Annotated in this window: 18 protein-coding genes; 5 read left to right on the forward strand and 13 right to left on the reverse strand. The window is 59.7% G+C overall.

Annotation, left to right across the window (positions count from 1 at the left end):
- Positions 1 to 67 precede the first annotated feature (67 nt).
- Positions 68 to 1,702 (forward strand): LCP family protein, encoded by a 1,635-nt coding sequence (locus tag QP981_RS06640; protein WP_502869556.1) that lies wholly within the window; start codon positions 68 to 70, stop codon positions 1,700 to 1,702.
- Here QP981_RS06640 and QP981_RS06645 read toward each other — a convergent pair.
- Both QP981_RS06645 and QP981_RS06650 read right to left on the reverse strand, forming a co-directional pair.
- A complete protein-coding gene (locus QP981_RS06645) occupies positions 1,699 to 1,959 on the reverse strand; it encodes a HypC/HybG/HupF family hydrogenase formation chaperone (protein ID WP_040360872.1) in 261 nt (86 codons plus the stop codon). The two genes, QP981_RS06640 and QP981_RS06645, sit on opposite strands and share 4 nt — an antisense overlap.
- Before the next feature lie 4 nt (positions 1,960 to 1,963).
- Complete coding sequence (locus tag QP981_RS06650) at positions 1,964 to 3,319, reverse strand: nickel-dependent hydrogenase large subunit (RefSeq protein WP_284857683.1); 1,356 nt, start codon at positions 3,317 to 3,319, stop codon at positions 1,964 to 1,966.
- A gap of 40 nt (positions 3,320 to 3,359) precedes the next feature.
- Here QP981_RS06650 and QP981_RS06655 point away from each other — a divergent pair, with 40 nt between their 5' ends.
- Positions 3,360 to 3,719: a hydrogenase maturation nickel metallochaperone HypA/HybF gene (locus tag QP981_RS06655; RefSeq protein WP_187403833.1), complete on the forward strand. Its 360-nt coding sequence runs from the start codon at positions 3,360 to 3,362 to the stop codon at positions 3,717 to 3,719.
- Here the strand turns inward: QP981_RS06655 and QP981_RS06660 are convergent.
- The 6 genes from QP981_RS06660 to QP981_RS06685 all read right to left on the reverse strand — a co-directional run bounded on the left by QP981_RS06660 (position 3,716) and on the right by QP981_RS06685 (position 10,233).
- Positions 3,716 to 4,300: a hydrogenase maturation protease gene (locus tag QP981_RS06660; protein ID WP_070566238.1), complete on the reverse strand. Its 585-nt coding sequence runs from the start codon at positions 4,298 to 4,300 to the stop codon at positions 3,716 to 3,718. The genes QP981_RS06655 and QP981_RS06660 overlap by 4 nt on opposite strands.
- 61 nt (positions 4,301 to 4,361) lie before the next feature.
- Positions 4,362 to 5,630, reverse strand: a complete 1,269-nt coding sequence (gene cybH, locus QP981_RS06665) for a Ni/Fe-hydrogenase, b-type cytochrome subunit (protein WP_083296836.1) — start codon at positions 5,628 to 5,630, stop codon at positions 4,362 to 4,364.
- Entirely contained in the window at positions 5,627 to 7,375 is a 1,749-nt protein-coding gene (locus tag QP981_RS06670) for a nickel-dependent hydrogenase large subunit (RefSeq protein WP_070438472.1), read from the reverse strand. Before QP981_RS06670 ends, cybH begins: the two co-directional genes overlap by 4 nt.
- A gap of 13 nt (positions 7,376 to 7,388) precedes the next feature.
- Positions 7,389 to 8,627: a hydrogenase small subunit gene (locus QP981_RS06675; RefSeq protein ID WP_070603462.1), complete on the reverse strand. Its 1,239-nt coding sequence runs from the start codon at positions 8,625 to 8,627 to the stop codon at positions 7,389 to 7,391.
- A gap of 336 nt (positions 8,628 to 8,963) precedes the next feature.
- Complete coding sequence (gene hypB, locus QP981_RS06680) at positions 8,964 to 9,779, reverse strand: hydrogenase nickel incorporation protein HypB (protein WP_284857682.1); 816 nt, start codon at positions 9,777 to 9,779, stop codon at positions 8,964 to 8,966.
- A gap of 16 nt (positions 9,780 to 9,795) precedes the next feature.
- Complete coding sequence (locus QP981_RS06685) at positions 9,796 to 10,233, reverse strand: hydrogenase maturation nickel metallochaperone HypA (RefSeq protein ID WP_350309523.1); 438 nt, start codon at positions 10,231 to 10,233, stop codon at positions 9,796 to 9,798.
- On the opposite strand from QP981_RS06685, the gene hypF reads away from it, so the two are divergent.
- Positions 10,190 to 12,574 (forward strand): carbamoyltransferase HypF, encoded by a 2,385-nt coding sequence (gene hypF, locus QP981_RS06690; RefSeq protein ID WP_284857680.1) that lies wholly within the window; start codon positions 10,190 to 10,192, stop codon positions 12,572 to 12,574. The two genes, QP981_RS06685 and hypF, sit on opposite strands and share 44 nt — an antisense overlap.
- Here the strand turns inward: hypF and hypE are convergent.
- On the reverse strand, positions 12,571 to 13,713 hold the full coding sequence (gene hypE, locus QP981_RS06695; protein WP_284857679.1) for a hydrogenase expression/formation protein HypE: 1,143 nt from the start codon (positions 13,711 to 13,713) through the stop codon (positions 12,571 to 12,573). The genes hypF and hypE overlap by 4 nt on opposite strands.
- A gap of 123 nt (positions 13,714 to 13,836) precedes the next feature.
- On the opposite strand from hypE, the gene QP981_RS06700 reads away from it, so the two are divergent.
- Both QP981_RS06700 and hypD read left to right on the forward strand, forming a co-directional pair.
- On the forward strand, positions 13,837 to 14,106 hold the full coding sequence (locus QP981_RS06700; RefSeq protein WP_049172773.1) for a HypC/HybG/HupF family hydrogenase formation chaperone: 270 nt from the start codon (positions 13,837 to 13,839) through the stop codon (positions 14,104 to 14,106).
- A gap of 16 nt (positions 14,107 to 14,122) precedes the next feature.
- Entirely contained in the window at positions 14,123 to 15,274 is a 1,152-nt protein-coding gene (gene hypD / locus QP981_RS06705; protein ID WP_049193290.1) for a hydrogenase formation protein HypD, read from the forward strand.
- On the opposite strand, the gene QP981_RS06710 is transcribed toward hypD, so the two are convergent.
- The 4 genes from QP981_RS06710 to QP981_RS06725 form a co-directional block, all read right to left on the reverse strand.
- Positions 15,275 to 16,138 (reverse strand): HpcH/HpaI aldolase/citrate lyase family protein, encoded by an 864-nt coding sequence (locus tag QP981_RS06710; RefSeq protein WP_016422177.1) that lies wholly within the window; start codon positions 16,136 to 16,138, stop codon positions 15,275 to 15,277.
- Positions 16,139 to 16,271: 133 nt separating this feature from the next.
- The gene (locus QP981_RS06715; protein ID WP_038627863.1) at positions 16,272 to 17,480 is read right to left on the reverse strand and encodes an acetyl-CoA C-acetyltransferase; all 1,209 of its coding nucleotides are present in this window, start codon (positions 17,478 to 17,480) and stop codon (positions 16,272 to 16,274) included.
- 58 nt (positions 17,481 to 17,538) lie between these two features.
- Positions 17,539 to 18,207 carry a CoA transferase subunit B gene (locus tag QP981_RS06720; protein ID WP_005509864.1) on the reverse strand — a complete coding sequence of 223 codons (669 nt, stop codon included), beginning with the start codon at positions 18,205 to 18,207 and terminating at the stop codon, positions 17,539 to 17,541.
- The gene (locus QP981_RS06725) at positions 18,208 to 18,960 is read right to left on the reverse strand and encodes a CoA transferase subunit A (RefSeq protein ID WP_016422175.1); all 753 of its coding nucleotides are present in this window, start codon (positions 18,958 to 18,960) and stop codon (positions 18,208 to 18,210) included. It lies immediately after the preceding gene.
- Between the last annotated feature and the right edge of the window lies 1 nt (position 18,961).

Genomic DNA, 18,961 nt, shown 5'->3' on the forward strand with positions numbered 1-18,961 from the left:
GTTAAGGTTTATGTAGTTTCTGCAGCTGCTTACTGCCCTCCACGATGTGTGGAATGCCCTCGCAGACATGCAGCACAAATTATATTTTCGAAAACGGTTTAAGAGGAGCCCCGGTTTGAGCAGCCACACGCCACGCGCGCGTCACGCACGCGATATTCAAGCGCCACCGTCCTCTGCAGAGAGTACCGCCCAAGCTTGGCCGCCGATGCTGCGCAATGCGCTTGTGCTGCTCTCGGCCATTATCCTCGTTATTTCCGCAGTTGGCTGGTGGACACTTGGTAGGACCACCGACAACTTGGGTTCGGGTGGCGACTTCGGCCTGGGCAGTGAGAAGGACGGTGCAACCGATATTCTGCTCGTCGGCTCCGACTCCCGCACCGATGCCCAGGGCAACCCGCTGACTCCGGAAGAAGTTGAGCTTCTGCGTGCCGGCGACGAAGAAGCCACGAATACAGACACGATTATTGTGATTCGTGTTCCTGCCGATGGTTCTTCAGCGACGGCGATTTCCATTCCGCGCGATACCTATGTACACACCAATCGCCTAGGCAACACAAAGATTAATGGTGTCTACGGCAACACAAAGCAGATGGTGGAAGAGGAACTCGCAGGAAGCGGGGCCTCCCCGGAAGACATTGAGCGTCGCTCGACCGAGGCCGGACGTAGAGCTCTAATTGAAACCATTAGCGACCTCAGCGGTATCACCGTTGACCACTACGCAGAAGTTGGCCTGCTCGGCTTTGTCCTGCTCACCGACGCCATCGGCGGTGTCGATGTATGTCTGAATGAGGCTGTCTACGACGAGTTCTCGGGTGCGGACTTCCCGGCGGGTTCACAGACGTTGAAGGGTGCCGACGCGCTCTCATTCGTCCGCCAGCGCCACGGCCTGCCCCGCGGTGACCTCGACCGAATTACTCGCCAGCAGGTCTTCATGGCCTCGTTCACCAATAAGCTGCTCGGCGCTGGCACACTGTCTAATCCCGCGAAGCTGTCTGAGCTGGGCAACGCCGTCCAACGCTCGGTGGTGCTCGACGACAACTGGGATGTCACCGGATTTGCTACCCAGATGCAGGGCCTCAGTGGTGGCAACGTGAAGTTTGAAACTATCCCGGTGACCTCGATTGACGGTGTCGGTGACTATGGCGAATCGGTGGTCACAATCGATAAGGGCCAGGTCCACCAGTACTTCGAGACCCTGCTGGGTACCAAGGAAGAAAAAGCTCCGGCGAAGGAAGAAGACGAAAAGAAGGCTGACCCCAACGCGGCTGAAACTACAGTCAGCGTTTACAACGCCACAGGCATTGAAGGTTTGGCCAGCGGCGTCTCAGGTTTCTTAACGGAAAAGGGCTACACCCAGGGAGAGGTCGGCAACGCTGAGTTTGCCGGCGTTGCCTCCAGCCAGATCAATGCGGCTGACCCAGAGGATCCGGCAGCTCAGGCCATCTCTGAAGCACTCGGTGGCGTACCGATTGTCCACGATCCATACCTCGATCCGCACCACATCTCAGTGACGATTGCCGGTGACTACGAAGGTCCAGGATTGGCATCAGAGGGAATGGCCACTGATTCGGGCGACGGTGCCGAACCTGCACCTGAAGTCGAAGATGGTTCCAATGGCGATGTCATCGGCCAGGAAGGCGGGGCAATTCCGCAGGAAGATCGCCCCGCTATCGACGCCGCCGGCGTGACCTGCGTGAACTAGGTCCGCCCTTTCGGGGAGACCTCAGCGACATGTTCGATGAGGTTATATTCCTCAATTGCGGCTAAGGACTCCTTGGCCTCCTGTTCGTCCAGCACGTTCATGATGAACCCGTTCTGGACGAACACCCAATCACCTACCACCAGCTCAGGCACGTACATTGCCGAGCATTGCCTCTTCTGCCCCGCCATATCCACTGTCGCCATCGGCAGTGGACCATCGGCGATTGCCAAAACCCGGGCAGGAATTCCAAGACACATCGTGTTACTTCGTCCTCTCCACTACAGTCGGGGCGTCTGCCAAACCACGGCTATCCGTTGTCATTTTGTCCGCAGGTGCACCGGCATGTTCCTGCATCTTGAATGTCATCACTCCCGCAGGTGCCGAGCTACATGGTAGGCACGGATCGGCGGCCCAGATGGACTTCTCGACCCCCGCAGTCTCCCCTCCACCGCACAGCTGCTCGGTGAGCATACGAGTCAGCCAGGGTTCATTCTGCGCAGTTGGCGTCATAATCTGACAATCTGTGATGATGCCGTCAGCCCCTGCCGTATAGCGATGCACCAACAGCCCACGTGGCCCGTCAACCATCCCGACACCACTGCGATGCCCTTCAAAATCAGCATTCTCAATCGCTGTCGCGGCATTCGGATCGCACACATAGTCGCCTAGCAGTTCCCCGTCGGCAAGCACCCGCTTTGCCCAAGCCACGGTGTCAGCGAGAAGCTGGCGTTGGGCGTCGCGTGGGCTGATTCCACGCTTATCGACGACAACCTGCCTGGAGACCGGCCCCACCCGGTAGAAATCTGCCCGCTGACCTTTACCGCCGTCCTTGCCCAGCTCCTTTGAGGCATCAAACACCGGTCTGGGAGCGGCATCGCCCGGACGGGACTCCCGAACGCGTGTAGGCCAATCAGCAGCCGGGAAAATCTGCGCCGCGGTATCGGTGTCATGCCGCGCGACTGCCAGGTAGCTTCCTAACGGAGCAAGCTCACCATCAGCATCGACAACTACGACATCGAGGCCGTCAAAAGTATCTGTCCAAGCATCAGGAGCATCGGGGGCGGCAAGAAGCTCCACTTCCTTGATTACCGCCGTCGCAGCCAGCGCCTCCAGAGCACTTTCTGCCTCAGAAACCAGCGACTTGTCCACTGTCGCGCGCACGCCTCCGGGGACTGCGACATCCGGGAAGTGCGACGGTGCCCCCGCTGCACGCATCAGAGCTTTTCCGGCACGCTTCATTGCCCGCGCCCCCTCGCGGTCGACGGCCACAAACTTGGTCGCTAGATTGTCCAAGGTCGACCCGGCCGCTAGCAGCTCTCGAATCAACTGTGCGGTTCGGGGAATGTCGGAAATCCCGTAGAGGTCCTCCACCGCTCGCACGCCTGCAAGGTGATGCACAACCGGACAAAGGCCACATAGCCGCTTGGTGATATCTGGCACATCCAACGCCCGCTTCCCGACCAGCATCCCGTCGATACGCGGCAGCCCTGAAAGGTCGAAGGACACCTGTGTGATGGCACCGTTGTCATCGCGATAGACATCCAGTCGTGCCTCGAATGGGTCAACAAGCTCATCGAGCTGGATGTGCTGGGTAGCCGGAACGGATTTGGATGACATGGTCCGCCTGCGCCTCCTTCGCGCTGAGTGCTTCGCCATAATGGTATCTGTGCATGAGCTTGGATTGTTGACCAGCGTGGTGGAAAAGATTGCCGAGGTCTGCCCGGGACGTACCGTGACAAAGGTGTCAATGCGTGTGGGCGACCGCTCCGGAGTCGTCTACGATTCCCTCATCGCCGCGTGGCCTGTGGCCAGTGCCGCGACGCAGTGTGAGGGCGCCGAGTTAGACGCCGAGCTCATTGTCTCGACGGTCTACTGCCCCACCTGCGAGGCCGAGCATGAAATTGATGAATTCTATGCTCTAACCTGCCCTGTCTGCGGCACCCCAACTGCGGATTTGCGGCACGGCCGCGAGTTTGAAATCTCCAGTGTTGAGGTCAACGCTGAGGGCGAGAGTTAGACGTCGCTTTCGCGCTCGTCGGCAAGCCAGCTGTCGATGAGCTCGCGCGCAACCTCAGTCGCCTCCTCAATGCCGCCAAGTGCCGTGTTGCTGAGCCCCACCACCATGTCGGCAGACTCGTAGACCACTCCCACCACACCGACGCGCTCAGGCTCCTGCCCCAGCAGTCGCGCCGCGGTGAGCAAATCCAGCAAGCCGACCTGATGCGCGGACAGCTTTGCCGCCAATAGTCGCGGGATCTGGTCACCAACGAGCTTGACGACGGTACCGGGATCCCCGGGACCAGCGAGAGCGTCGAGCAACAATAGGTTCTTGGCCTCCTGCACGATGGGCAGCAACTCCATACCGCAGGTGCCACCATCGATGTAGGCAACCGCACCCGTCCATTCGTCCCCTCGCCCGGCGAGGTTCGCAGGATCATCGAGGTTGGAGGGCGACCAGACCAGATGCGCAGAATCCCCAGCCTGCGTTGTCTGCCCCATGCCTGCAGATTCCAGTTCTGGGGCAAGACGCCTCAGCAGCTCGAGACCAATGCCGTCGTCGCCCATGACGGGGTTGCCGATGCCAAGAACCGTCACCAACGGAGTGCCAGCATCAGCACCGGTGACTGCGTCGGACACCTTATCGTTACCCAATGATCTCCTATCCAATGCGTGGAGAGTCAACCGGTTGCGTGCCGCGCGGTAGCCAGACAGAGCCACCAATCATCGAGGACAGACCACCGTGGTTGTGCACCGCATCGGAGCGGATGACCAGGTAGACGTGAATGATGGCGAAGAGCCAAATCAGGTACATGATGATTGTGTGAATCAGGCGGAAGTAGCCGATGCCAATCCAGTGCGTCGGCATAGCCAGCAGCTGGAAGAACCAGTTGGACTGATCCATCATCGCGTATAGCGACAAGCCTGTGAGCATCTGAATGAAACACATCACATAAATGCCGGTGTACGCCAGCTGCTGCAGCGGATTGTGAGCGAAGTAGAACGGCCCTTCCTTGCGCAGGAAGAGGTAGTACTGCATCGTGTGCCAGAGGTCTTTAACATCCTGCTTGTTATAAATCGGCCATAGCGCACGCCATCGTGTTTGTCGGTCGTGGGTAACAAACAGCAGAATGACACGCCATAGCCCCACCGCGATCCATAGGAATCCGGCTAAGAAGTGCGCGAAACGGACATATCCCATCGCGAAGCCCGCGGCCGAGCCGTCATAGGTGCGCTCGGTCAAATAGGGCTGCATGATGTACCAGCCGGTAAAGGTCATCACCAACATCAGCGCCAGGTTCAACCAATGCTGAACGCGCAGCGCCCATCCCCACAGGTGAACCTCGACCCACGAACCGGAACCCTTTTTGTTTTCCGCAATGGCCTCGTCGAGTTTCCGCAGCCCCATTGCCACGAATCCTTCGAAGATGAACTCTCCGATGATATTTCCGTCTTTGTCAATGGGCGCAAGCGCGACGCCCATACTGCGGTGCCCGCGACCATGGTGCATGTTCGCGTTACGACGAAGTAGAACGCCTTCCTCACGGGACATCGTGGATGCCTCAACGACCGCATTCAATTCACCGCGCATGATGGCGACATCGACCGTTTGATCCGCAATGTTGAGGCCGTGCACCTTGGCGATGGAGTAACGGCGGTCAGGTGTTGCCGGGTCGTAGGAATCCGGGGTCAGTTTCATCAGTGGCGTGCCGTCGAGATGGAAAAGATCGTCACGACGACGACGCAAACTGACCTTCAGCGCAAGGTCGACAGGATCGCGGGAGTCGTCCGGGACAATTGCTGCGGCCTGAATGACCTCGGATGGCGACAACCAGTGGCTGGTGTGTGCGTCAATAACCGCAATAACCAGGGGGTTGCCCTTGGAATCTTTTAGTCGCAGTTCCGGATTTTCACTCACTGGGGGTGTCATGCCGTCGTCACCTTAAACATTTCCTGACCAGCCGGATCCAAAATGTGGACTGCGCAGGCCATACATGGATCGAAGGAATGAATCGTGCGAAGTGGTTCAAGCGGCTGCTCGGGATCAACCAGCGGATGCGTGCCATCGCCAGCCAGCGCGTGCTCGTATGGGCCAAGCTGCCCCTTCGGGTCACGGCCACCGGCCAGCCACGTGGTCGGAACCACGGCTTGGTAGTTGGTCACCTTGCCATTTTCAATTTTGACCCAGTGGCTGAGCATGCCACGAGCGACCTCGAGGAAACCCACGCCCTGGCACTTTTCCGGCCACGTGGTCGGCTCCCAACGGCTGTTGTCGAAGACATCGATGTCGCCGTTCTTCAGAGCCTCAACGAACTCCGGGAAAATGTGATCTGCCAAGTAATTGGCGGTGGTCACAGACTCCACAGCACGTGCGTAGGTGCGTCCCGCAGTGGAGTTCATCTGCTCAATGCGCAGGTCGAGCTTATCCATGACCTCGTCGACCAGGCGCATTGTCTCCGGCTCCTTCTGCAGGTACGCCAACAGCACACGAGCAACCGGGCCAACTTGAACAGCGCGACCGTCGTAACGCGGCGCCTTCGACCAGGTGTACTTTTCATTGTCCGACAGCCACTCATACGGCGGCTTCGGGCCGGTGTAGTTCACAGTTGTCTCGCCGTCGTACGGCTTCAGGCCGACATCATCGCCGGCTTCCTGCGTATACCAGGCGGAGTTGATGAATTCCTCGATCTTTTCCGGCTGGAATGGGTGGAGCTTGGTGTAGTCACCGTCGAGAATGACACCGGGCTTGATGTTTGGATGCACCGTCTGGACACGGGACTTAGCCGGGTCGCCGGAGTAAGTGGCGCCGGCCATGCCTACCGCCAGGAAGCTGTCGGAGGAGCGACCGATGTCGAAGTAGTCCTTGTAAACGCTCATGATGGCGACTGCATCTGGGTAGAAGCAGTCATTGACGAACTCCACGATCTCGTCGATCCAGGACTTGATCTGATCAATGCCGACTTGGTTGACAGTCTCCGAGCGTTCCGGGTCGATGGAGCACGCCATGCCTCCGACCAGGAAGTTCGGGTGTGGATTCTTACCGCCGAAGACGGTGTTAATGCGGATGATAGAGCGCTGGAAAGCCAAGGCGTCGAGGTAGTGCGACACTGCCATCAGGTTGGCCTCAGGTGGCAAGCGGTAGTCCTCATGTCCCCAGTAGCCGCCGGTGAAGATGGACAGCTGGCCGGAGTCCACAATGCCCTGCACGGTCTCCTTGACCCGGGCGAAGGTTTCTTCGTTATTGCCCTTCCACGTCGAGCCGATCGACTGCGCGAACTCAACGGTCTTCTTCGGATCTGCCTCGAGAGCCTTCGTGACATCAATCCAGTCCAGACCGTGAAGATGGTAGAAGTGAACGACGTGGTCGTGAATCTCCTGCGAGCCAATCACCAGGTCGCGAATACGACGTGCCTGCGGGGGCGGTGTCGAGCCAATGGCATCTTCGACAGCGGCAATGGACGCCACCGAGTGAGTACCCGTGCACACACCACAGATACGACCAACGAATGCCCAAACATCGCGAGGATCGCGGTTTTTCACAATGGTTTCGATACCGCGGAACTGAGTAGTCTCACTCCACGCGGTTTTGATCTGGTCTCCCTCGCGTTCCAGCTCAATGCGAAGGTGTCCCTCGATTCGGGTAATCGGGTCGATTACAACTTTTTCCGTAGCCATGTCCTATGCCCCCTTAGTTGTCCTTCGAATCGGATGCTGTCTCGCTCTGCGTGCCTGGTGAGTTTGAAGGAAGGTCGACCATCGGTGGCTTCCGGCCTTCCACACCACCAAACGCAGCCAACACCTTTTCTTCGCCGTTGGAGCGCCTTATCTTCAGTTCCTTCACCAGTGTGAGTCCGCCATGGACCGCGGCACCCGCGGCAGTGGCAGCCAGCAGTCCAACGCCGACCGTGTTCACGCTGGACTCCACTCCAATACCCGGGATTCCCGGCAGCTTGTCGTAGAACGGAGTGAACTGGTCGAAGAAGTCCTTCTCAGTACAGCCAATACATGGGTGACCAGCACCGATTGGCCAACCGGACTTAAGGTTCCACTGCACGATTGGGCATGGGCTAAACGTGGATGGCCCCTTACAGCCGACCTCGTAAAGGCACCAGCCGTTTCGTGCGCCCTCGTCGTCGAAGGTTTTCACGAACTGACCGGCATCGTAATGCGCGCGACGCGGACAGGAGTCGTGAATACGCTGGTCGTAGGCAAACTTTGGCCTTCCCTCAGCGTCGACCTCCGGAGTCTTGCCATAAGTGAGTACGTACGTCAGGGTGGCCGTAATCACCTCACCAATCGGCGGACAACCAGAGACGTTAATCACCGGCTTATCCTTGATAATCTCATCGACGCCCTTAGCGCCGGTCGGATTCGGCTTAGCAGCCTGGACAGAACCCCAGACTGCGCAGGCACCAACGGCCAGGATTGCCGTGGCCTTCTCAGCAGCCTCGAGCAGCACCTGCTCTGCCGACTTACCACCAATGGTGCAGTACGCACCGTTCTCGCCGGTCGGAATCGAGCCATTGACCACCAGAATGTGGTCCTCCGCATTCATGTCATCCAAAGCTTTTTCGGCCGCGTGCCCGGACGGTGCCATGAGCAGCTCGTTATAGTCCATTGAAACCAGGTTCAGCACCACGTCTTCAGCAGTCGTGCCTCCGGAACGCAATACGGATTCCATACATCCGGTACATTCCTGCAACTGCAGCCAAGCCACCTTCGGCTTCTTTACAGCCGAGAGCTTATCTGCGATTTCCTCCGCTGAGGGAGTCAGTGACTGCGCCGCAGCCTCACCGACATTCGGAGTTCCGGCGGCAAAAATTGCCGCCATAGTGCCACAAAACTTCATGAAACTGCGCCGTGAGACACCAGCTCTAGCGAGGTTTTCGCCGAGGGTCCCTTCCTGCCAATTCGCGCCACTAATCATTTTTTTCGCTGCGCCTTCTGCTTAGTTATTAGGAATATTGGTTTCGAGGTTTTACAACTACCAAGGCCCATTGCCTATACATGGCCAAGTATAGCGACCTAAGAACAACCTGAATAATGGTGCTGCGCTGCGGTTATAACAAAATAATATGCAAGATAAATGTTGCGTAAATATAGCTCCAGGTACAGGTAGTGAACGTGAAAAACCGCCACAGATTACAGCGGGATATCACCTATCCCCCACTAAGGTGGAGCGAAGCGAGGGGGGGGGTAACGGAGCCGTCGTCAAGCATGCCGTGACGCCTCCCATTGCTTCACGACGGCCCCCGGCGCGCGCTTAATCAACCAGCGCAGGGTTGACCCAACGGAGCCATTCGTCGATGCCCTCCCCGGTCTTAGCGGAGACCTCAATCACCTTCACGCCTGGATTGACCTTTTCCAGGTTGGCGCGGAAGAGCTCCATGTCGAAGTCAAGGTACGGGGCAAGGTCCATCTTGTTGATAACCACTACCTGCACAGAGCGGAACATCACCGGGTACTTGACCGGCTTATCCTCCCCCTCGGTGATGGAGTAGACCATTGCCTTGCGAGTCTCACCGACCTCAAACTCAGCCGGACAGACAAGGTTTCCCACATTTTCAATCATGACCAGGTCAAGCGTGGACAGATCCAGCCCCTCGAGCGCGCGGGAGACCATCGGGGCGTCCAAGTGGCATTCACCACCGAATCCGTTGCCCGTGTTCAGCAGCGAAATCTGTGCCCCGTAACCCTCCAGGCGGTCGGCATCGAGAGCCGTCTCAATATCGCCCTCGATAATGCCGACGCGCAGCTTTCCCTGCGCAGCCGCCAGTGTCTTCTCCAACAGCGCAGTCTTGCCTGAACCCGGGGAGCTCATCAGGTTGATGGCTTCCACGCCATGCTCAGCAAGCAGCTCGCGATTATGCTCCGCGCGGTGGTCGTTCTCGCTGAAGATGTCCTCGAGGATGGTCACGCGTTCCACGCCGGTTTCATAACCTGAGTGGTCGCCGTGGCTAGTGTCATCGGGATCGGCGAGATGAACGTGGTCATGGCCGTGATGGTGGTCATGGTCGTGGTCATGATGATGGTGGTGGTGGTGTGCGTCATCGCCGTCATGCCGGTGGAAACGTCCCATGATAAAACCGTCTTTCCTACTTGTGCGTGTCGACGTCGATGTCGACGATTGTGAACTCTTCCCCCGAGATTACGCGTCCCGGCTTTCCACACGTGGGGCACAGCAGGCCGTCGAGTGGCCCCACCTGTTCGCGATGCCCGTGCGTGCATTCGACAACCGCAGGTACCCAGTCAATATCCAATTTCGCGTCCCCCAAACCGGTATCGCGACTGACGAAATCCCACGCGTATGAAAGGGTTTCTGGCACAACCTGCCGTAGAGCGCCTATCCGCAGGTGCACAGTGCGTACAGTTCGACCTTCGGCTGCTCTCGTGACAACCTTCGCTAACTGCATGCTCAACGCTACTTCGTGCACAATCTCCAAACTAGCAGTGCGAACGGACCCGAGCCGCTTACGTAAAGTTGAATGCATGGAAAAGGCAGGCGCGACCGGGGCGGGGATGGGTACGAGCATTCAACGCATTCGCTGGCGTATCGAAGGTATCGTCCAGGGGGTCGGATTCCGCCCTTTTGTCGCCACCATCGCCCGGCGCGCGGGTCTCGTCGGCTTCTGTGGCAACGATGAGCAGGGCGTATTCATCGAGGTAGAAGGCACGTCGGACGCCCTCGCTGCCTTCCGCAGCCAGCTTTTCACCGAACTGCCGGCGCTTGCCCGCATCATCAATCACTCCGCCGAGCACATCGCGACACTGGGCCATGAGCGCGAGTTCACCATCGTGCCCTCTCGCCACAGCTACTCCGGCCGCGCACTGCTTCCGCCCGACACTGCACTGTGCCCGGACTGCCGCCGTGAGTTTTTCGACCCTACCAACCCGCGCTACCTCTACCCTTTCATCTCCTGCACCAACTGCGGACCGCGCCTGTCCATCATCACTGAACTGCCCTACGACCGCCCGCGCACCACTATGGCGGCCTTTCCGATGTGCACCCCGTGCGAGCGCGAGTACACCGACCCCACCGACCGCCGCTATCACGCTCAGCCAATCAGCTGCTTCGACTGTGGCCCGCGTCTGAGCTGGCACGATGCAGGCGGCACCACCACCGCCACCTCCCGCGAGGAGGTTCTCGCGCTCTTTCGTCGCGCACACGCACTGCTTGACGACGGCGCCCTGCTCGCCGTCAAAGGTATTGGTGGTTTTCACCTGGTCTGCGATGCCACCAATGACGCTGCCTGCGAGAAACTACGGATGCGCAAACGTCGACCCGACAAACCGTTGGCGGTAATGGCCCCCACTGTTGACACCGCTGCCCAACTGGTTGAGTTAACTGAGCAGGAGAAGCGTTTCCTCGACTCCCCTGAGGCACCGATTGTGATTGCACCGAAGCAGCGGTCGGGGCCGCTTTCCAATCTCATCGCACCGGGCCTCGACAGCTTCGGGATTATGCTTCCGTACTCAGGCATTCACCTGCTGCTTTGCGATCGCCCGCTCGTGGTCACCAGCGGCAACCTCAGTGGCGAGCCCGTCTGTACCGACAATGCCGACGCGCTGAAGAAGCTCGGTCACATCGCCGACGCTTTCATCCTCCACGACCGCGAAATCCACGTACCCGTTGAAGATTCGGTTTTCATCGGCACCGCCCCATCGCGCCGGTCCCGCGGCTTCGCTCCCGTCCCCGTTTCAATCACGCCCACCGATTCTCGTAGCCACACTGGCCCTGGCACCAGCGCCCGGAGCACGTCCCAACCCACCATTTTCGCGACCGGCGGAGAGCTGAAGAACACTTTCGCTATCGCGCATGGGGACCTCGCTCACGTCTCCGCGCACATTGGCGACATGGGTTCGTGGGCCAGCCAGAAGGCCTACCAGAGAGCAGTTGACCAGCTCCTTTCCATGCGCGATGCGACCCCGGACCTTGTCGTCTGCGATCTTCATCCGGGCTACGCCACGACCGCCTTCGCCGAACGCTTCGCCGCCGAGCACGACATCGACCTCCTCTCGGTTCAACACCACTTCGCGCACGCGCTCTCCCTACTCGCGGAGCACCGTCTCCTCTCCCCCAATGCGGGTCATGCAGTTGTCGCCACTCTCGACGGCACCGGCTATGGCACCGATGGCTCCATCTGGGGCGGCGAGATCCTCACGCTCAGTCGCAGTTCCGCAACCTGGGAACGCACCTGGCACTGCCCCACTTTCCCGTTGGTCGGAGGCGATCGCGCCGTCACGCACCCGTGGCGGCTCGCCCTCGGTCTCGCGCACGAGTGGGAGCTTGACGATGACCACCTCCTGCGCAATCTCTCCAACGAGCGCGAAGTAGCCCTGGTTAAAAGCCAGTTGGCGACGGGAGTTGGCACAGTGCAAACTTCTTCTCTCGGCCGCATATTCGATGCCGCCGCAGCACTGCTGCTTCCTCGCTGGCGTGGTGGCGGGGCCATCAGCTACGAGGCGCAAGCGGCCATGGAGTTGGAGGCAGCGGCGACTCGCTACGTGAGGTCACATGCGGAAGCGCTTGGAGCGGTCAGTTCAGAGACCAAGCCAGTGCCCTTCCAGGACGTCATTCGGGAGGCGGTAGCTTCGCCTGACGCTGAGCAGGCCGCATTTGTGTTTCACGGTGGGGTCGCGGGTGTCGTCGGCAAGCGATTGGTGCAGGCTGCGGAGGAAGCCGGCACCGATGTTGTCGGCGTCAGCGGGGGTTGCGCGAATAATGCGCTGTTGATGGAGCTGCTGCGGCGCGAAGTTGCAGCTGAGGGCATTACTCTGTTGCAGCATCAAATTGTGCCGCCGGGCGATGGCGGATTGAGTCTTGGTCAGGCGGTGGCCGGCCGCCTGCTGGCGGCAACGGGCATGGATGTCTAGCAGATGCGCGGCAGCGGGTCGCCGACCAACATGTCCACCATGCGGGTGCCACCGAATCCGGTGACCAGTACCACGGAAGCGGCGGGCTCGTCCTCGATGGAGCCGATATCACAAGCCTCGGAAGCCCCGGCTGCGTGGAGTGCACTGAGCGCTGCCTCGGATTGCTCGGCGGGGACAACGGCGACGAATGTACCTTCATTGGCGACGTAGAGCGGATCGATGCCGAGCATGTCACAGGCGCCACGGGTCATTTCACGGACCGCAATGGATTCGTCGTCAAGCACAACACCAAGACCGGTGCCGCGGGCGAGCTCGTTGGCAACGGTCCCGAGGCCGCCGCGGGTGGCATCGCGCATCCAGCGAGTGCCGGGTGCAGCTTCAAGTAGCGCTTCGACCAGACCATTGACAGCGCGGGTATCGGACTCGATAGGCGCGGCCAGAGCCAAGTCGCCGCGGGCGAGCATGACGGCCATGCCGTGATCGGCGATTGGACCGGAGACGAGGATGCGGTCTCCGGCCTCGATGTTTGCGTAGACAGATCCTGCCGTAGCGGCACCGGCGTAGTCGCCGCGGACCACGCCCACCCCGGCCGTGGTGATGTAGACCTGGTCACCTGCGCCCTTCGGCACAACCTTGGTGTCGCCGGCGACGATGCTCACCCCTGCGGCATCGGCAGCGACGCGCATACTCGCCACAATGCGGCGCAGAGTCGCAATCTCCAGCCCCTCTTCCAGGATGAACGATGCGGTCAGCGCCAGGGGCCTGGCTCCAGCTACCGCCAGATCGTTAATCGTGCCGTTGACGGCCAAATCCCCGATGTTGCCGCCCGGGAACTCGATGGGATTGACCACATAGGAGTCGGTGGACATTGCCAACCGCGCCCCACCATGTGCAGAAGCTGCCGCAGCTTCGACGACGGCATCGGCAGCGAAGAGCCCGGAGTCGCCACCCTGCCCTAGAATTTCATTGCCATAGGCGTCGAAAAAGACCTGTTCAACTAGAGCTGCGGATGCCTTTCCACCGGAGCCGTGTTGCAAGGTGACGTAGTCGTCGAGAAGCCTGAACGGACGTGCCCGAACGCGACCAATATTGGTGTTTACCTTGGCTTCGTTGGTGTTCAGACGATTCTTCGGCTGCATGCTCACTATCCCTAACTTCACAGCTGGTGGCGGACAAAACTGCTTGCGTCACTCGTCCTTCGAAAACGAGGCTCGCTGCCTCTGATGGTAGTCTCGATAAGTATTGCAAACGAGGAGAAGCGTATGTGTCTTGGTGTCCCTGCCGTCATCACAGAAGTCCACGATGCTGCCCGTGCAACAGTGGAAATTGGTGGCGTCGCACGCATGATTTCCACCGATTTACTTGTTGACGAGAACCTCACCGCCGGTGACTGGGTTCTCGTACATGTCGGTTTCGCCATGAGCAAGATCGACGAGGAAGAAGCCAGACTTTCGCTCCAGCAAATCAAACAGCTAGGCGGCGACACTTACGAGGATGAGCTGGAATCCTTCTCATCGTCACAGATCAACTGAGGGGCTGGACGGCACCATGAAATACGTTGACGAATTCCGCGATCCCGCCGCTGCGAAGAAGCTGCTCGCACGCATTGAACGCGAGGCCACCAAGCTGGAGAAGCCCATCGCGCTGATGGAAGTCTGTGGCGGGCACACGCACACCATTTACCGCTACGGCTTGGAAAACCTCCTACCCGAAAACATCGAGCTGATCCACGGACCCGGCTGCCCCGTCTGCGTCATCCCCATGGGTCGCGTCGACGATGCCATTTGGCTGGCACAGCAGGAAGACGTCATTTTCACGACCTTCGGCGACATGATGCGCGTGCCGGGGTCCGAAACGTCGCTGATGCAGGCACGTGCGCGCGGCGCCGATGTGCGCTTTGTCTACTCGCCTCTCGACGCGCTGAAGATCGCCACCGATAACCCCGATAAGCAGGTCGTTTTCTTCGCCGTTGGGTTTGAGACAACCGCCCCGTCGACTGCCGTGACCATTGAGGCCGCGCGCCGGCAGGGAGTGGAAAACTTCTCCGTATTTTCCAACCACGTACTCATCGAGCCGCCACTGCGCGCCATCGTCAACGGCGGCGAAACCAAGGTCGATGGTTTCATCGGCCCAGGTCACGTGGCTACAACCACCGGCACGGACGCCTTTGAGTTCCTGCCGCGCGAGTTTAATCTGCCAGTGGCGGTCACCGGTTTTGAGCCATTGGATGTGCTCCAGGCCGTCGTCATGCTGCTGGATCAATTCGTCAGCGGCGACGTTGCTGCCGGTAAGTCGCGGGTGGACAACCAGTACGCGCGCGTCGTTCGCTCCTCCGGCAACACCACCGCGCAGAAACTTATGGACCGCGTCTTTTCCCTCCGCGACACCTTCGAGTGGCGTGGCCTCGGCTGGATTGAAAACTCCGGCCTCGGCATCTCTGAGGAATACGCGGCATTCGACGCCGAGCGCCGTTTCCAGGTGCCGGGGCGCCGTATCCCAGATCCCGTGACCTGCGAATGCGGCTCTGTGCTCACCGGCCACATCAAGCCCTGGCAGTGCGCGGTCTTCGGCACTGCCTGCACCCCGGCGACCCCCATCGGCACCTGCATGGTCTCCCCCGAAGGCGCTTGTGCGGCGTACTACAACTTCGGCCGCATCGATCGGAAGGTCACCGAGAACCTGGCGAAATCTCGCCGCTAGTTACTCCGTAATTCCCGCTCGCGCGAGCGCTGCCACGGCTTGCTTTACGACGGGCGCGTCAATCATTTCACCATCGAGCTGGAAGGCGCCGGTATGCGTTCCAGCGTGCTTGACAATCTCCCGGGCGCGGGCCAGCGTTGCGTCCGACGGCTTGTATGCCTTACGCACCGGTGGCACCATCGCCGGGTGAATACAGGCAGTAGCCAGGAATCCGCACCCCACTGCGTCGAGTGCCTCGAGATACTGGCCACGCTCATCCCGGAAATCAGCGTGAATGGCATCAATGGCGGCAATGCCCGCTGCAGCTGCATGGACCTGAACAAGTGCTCGCGCCAGACGCTGCGGGTCTCGGTAGTGGCGACGTGGGTTTTCATCCACACTCTGCCGCGAGGACACCCCGCCGAGTTCGGCGGTCAGGTCTTCGGCACCCCAGAACAGACCCACAACGTCCGGGTGCGTGGCAATCTGCTGGATATTAATCATGGCCTGCGGGGTTTCAATCATCGCGATGATCTTCAACCCCTCGAGCTCTGCGGGGATGGAGTCTCGAATCTTGGGCACCATGACGATGTCGTAATCACATGCACGGGCAAAGGCGACATCCTCCGCGAAGGTCGGAGTCCCGGGACCGGTGATCCGAAGAATAGTCGTCTCCGGGTCGAGCGGATTGTTGATGATGTTCGCACGTGCCTGCTCGTGATTGTCAACGGCAGCGCCGTCTTCCAGGTCAATGATGACCATGTCCGATCGTTCAGCAGCTTTCTGGAAACGTTCCGGACGGTCAGCCGGGGCGAAGAGTAGCGCCGGGCCAGAGGGAAGCCAAGGGAAGGTCTGTTCACCATCGAGGGAGCTAAAGCCTGTCATAGCTCCTAACCTAATTGAAAACTCGAATCACCTTCGCGCAGGGGCTCCCCCAGGAGACAACAAAACCCGCGTTGTGGCATCCATAGAGTGGAAACCACAACGCGGGCTTGCTGAGTTTTTCAGCCTTTCGCGATTAGTCGCGGTACAGCAGCAGCGCATCGCCCTGACCGCCGCCACCGCACAGGGACACACCAGCGCGACCCGAACCGCGACGGTTCAGCTCCATCGCAGCGGTCAGAGTCAGGCGGGCACCAGAGCAGCCAATCGGATGGCCGAGGGCAATCGCGCCACCGTGGATGTTGGTCTTCTCCAGCGGGTAGTCCAGCTCACGCAGGGACTTGACGGCCACCGCACCAAATGCCTCGTTGATCTCGATGAAGTCGAGCTCCTGCGCGTCCCACTCAGCGCGACGCAGGGCCTCCTTCAAAGAGTCCGCAGGCTGAGCGTGCAGGGAGTTATCCGGACCTGCGGTCTGGCCAGCCTTGCCCACAACTGCGAGGTAGTCCAGTCCGTGCTTTTCTGCGTAAGCACGCGATGCCAGCACAACTGCTGCGGCACCGTCGGAAATCGGCGAGGAGTTACCGGCAGTGATGGTGCCGTTTTCCTTCAGGAAGACCGGGCGCAGCTTAGCCAGGGTCTCCACCGTGGTCTCCGGGCGAATGCCCTGGTCGGTGTCGACAACTACCGGGTCACCCTTGCGCTGCGGAATCTCGATTGGAGCGATTTCCTGCGCGAAAATACCGTCTTCCTGCGCCTTAGCCGCACGCTGGTGAGAAGCGGCCGCAACCTCGTCCTGCTGCTCGCGGCTAATGCCGAGGTCGCTGTTCGGACCGTCGGTAAGCGTACCCATGGACACACCATCGAAGGAGTCGACCAGACCGTCGCGCTCCAAGGTGTCCTCCAGCTTCAGCGCACCGAAGGACTTGCCCTGACGAACACCGCGTGCAACGTGCGGAGCGTGCGTCATGGACTCCTGACCACCTGCAACAACGACGTCTGCATCACCGAGACGAATCAAGCGAGCGGCGTGAATGACAGCGTTTAGGCCCGAGAGGCAGACCTTGTTAACGATCTCAGCAGTCGTATTCCATGGCAGACCCGCCTTAATGGCGACCTGTCGAGCCGGGTTCTGGCCAGCACCTGCGAGAATCACCTGGCCCAGAACGACGTGCTGAACCTCTTCCGGGGCAACGCCGGAACGCTGGACAGCGTGCTTGACAGCATGAGCGCCAAGTTCGACGGAAGTAAGCGGTGCCAGCTGACCGAGCAGCTTGCCCTGCGGGGTGCGGGCACCAGCGAGGATAACGACATCATTCGGGCTGGGAGCTGGAAGGTTACTCATGGATGGATTCTCCTAAGTCAAAACTGATGAGTGTGGACTGACCATGATTGCTGCGTATTTAATTCTCGAGGTCAACCACGTATGCGGCTTCGGTGTTGGCCTCGATATCTGCCAGCGTCACCCCAGGTGCCAGCCTGCGTAGCACCAGGTGATCATCAGCGACATCGAAGCTTCCCAGGTTGCTAATAATCCTTTTCACTACTTTTGCACCTGTGAGGGGCAGTTCGCAGGCTTTTACCAATTTTGGTTTGCCATCTTTGGAAACATGATCGGTCAAAACCACCACTCGAGGGGTACCGGCGACCAAGTCCATCGCACCGCCCATGCCCTTGACCATCTTTCCCGGAATCATCCAATTGGCCAGGTCACCGCACTGGCTCACCTCCATCGCACCCAACACGGCCATTTTCACGGCACCGCCGCGAATCATGCCGAAACTGGTGGCGGAGTCGAAGATTGCCGCGCCCGGCACCAATGTCACGGTCTGCTTCCCCGCATTGATGAGGTCAGCATCCTCTTCGCCTTCATATGGGAAGGCACCCATTCCCAGAATTCCGTTTTCACTCTGCAGCAGAACGCGCACGCCTTCGGGAATATGGTTTGCCACCAGTGTCGGAATGCCGATACCCAGATTCACATAGTCGCCATCGCGCAGCTCTTCAGCGGCCTGCTGTGCCATCTCGTCACGGCTCCAGCCCTTGTCCATAATTGTCTTCGCAGGTGCCATTTAAATCTCCTCCCCTGCTGCCGCGTCACCGGCATCGTGGCTGGAATCGGTATTGCGTGGCCGAGTTGTGCGCTTTTCAATGAGCTTCTCGCGTCCGTCACCGCGAACGATGTGCTGGATATACACACCCGGAGTCATCACCAGATCCGGGTCGATCTCGCCGCGGCCAAGCAAGTACTCCACCTCTGCAACGGTCACCTTGCCGGATGCTGCGCACAGCGGGTTGAAGTTCTGCGCGGTCCGGCGATAGACAAGGTTGCCGTCAATATCGCCGTGGTAGGCGTGCACCAGGCCGATGTCGGCAACGATGCCACGCTCCTGCACGTAGGTCTGTCCGTCGAAGTCGGCGTGGGGCTTGCCCTCTGCAACGAGCGTGCCGACGCCGGTTGCGGTGTAGAACGCGGGAATACCTGCGCCACCTGCGCGAAGACGCTCTGCCAGAGTGCCCTGTGGGGTGAACTCCACCTCGATTTCTCCTTCGAGGTACTGGCGAGCAAACTCCTTGTTCTCGCCGACGTAGGAGGCCACTACCTTTGCCACCTGCTTGTTCTCCAGCAGAATGCCGAGCCCAGTACCGTCAATGCCCATGTTGTTGGACACGATGGTGAGGTCTTTTGCCCCGGAGTCGCGCACGCCCTCGATGAGGGTATATGGCACACCGCAAAGGCCGAAACCGCCGACTGCCAGGGTCATTCCATCAGTGACGAGGCCTGCGACAAGCTCGCGACCGGTCTGATCAGTTGTTTTTGACATT

The organism is Corynebacterium sp. MSK047, from assembly GCF_030232285.1.
GTDB classification, from domain to species: Bacteria; Actinomycetota; Actinomycetes; order Mycobacteriales; family Mycobacteriaceae; genus Corynebacterium; species Corynebacterium jeikeium_D.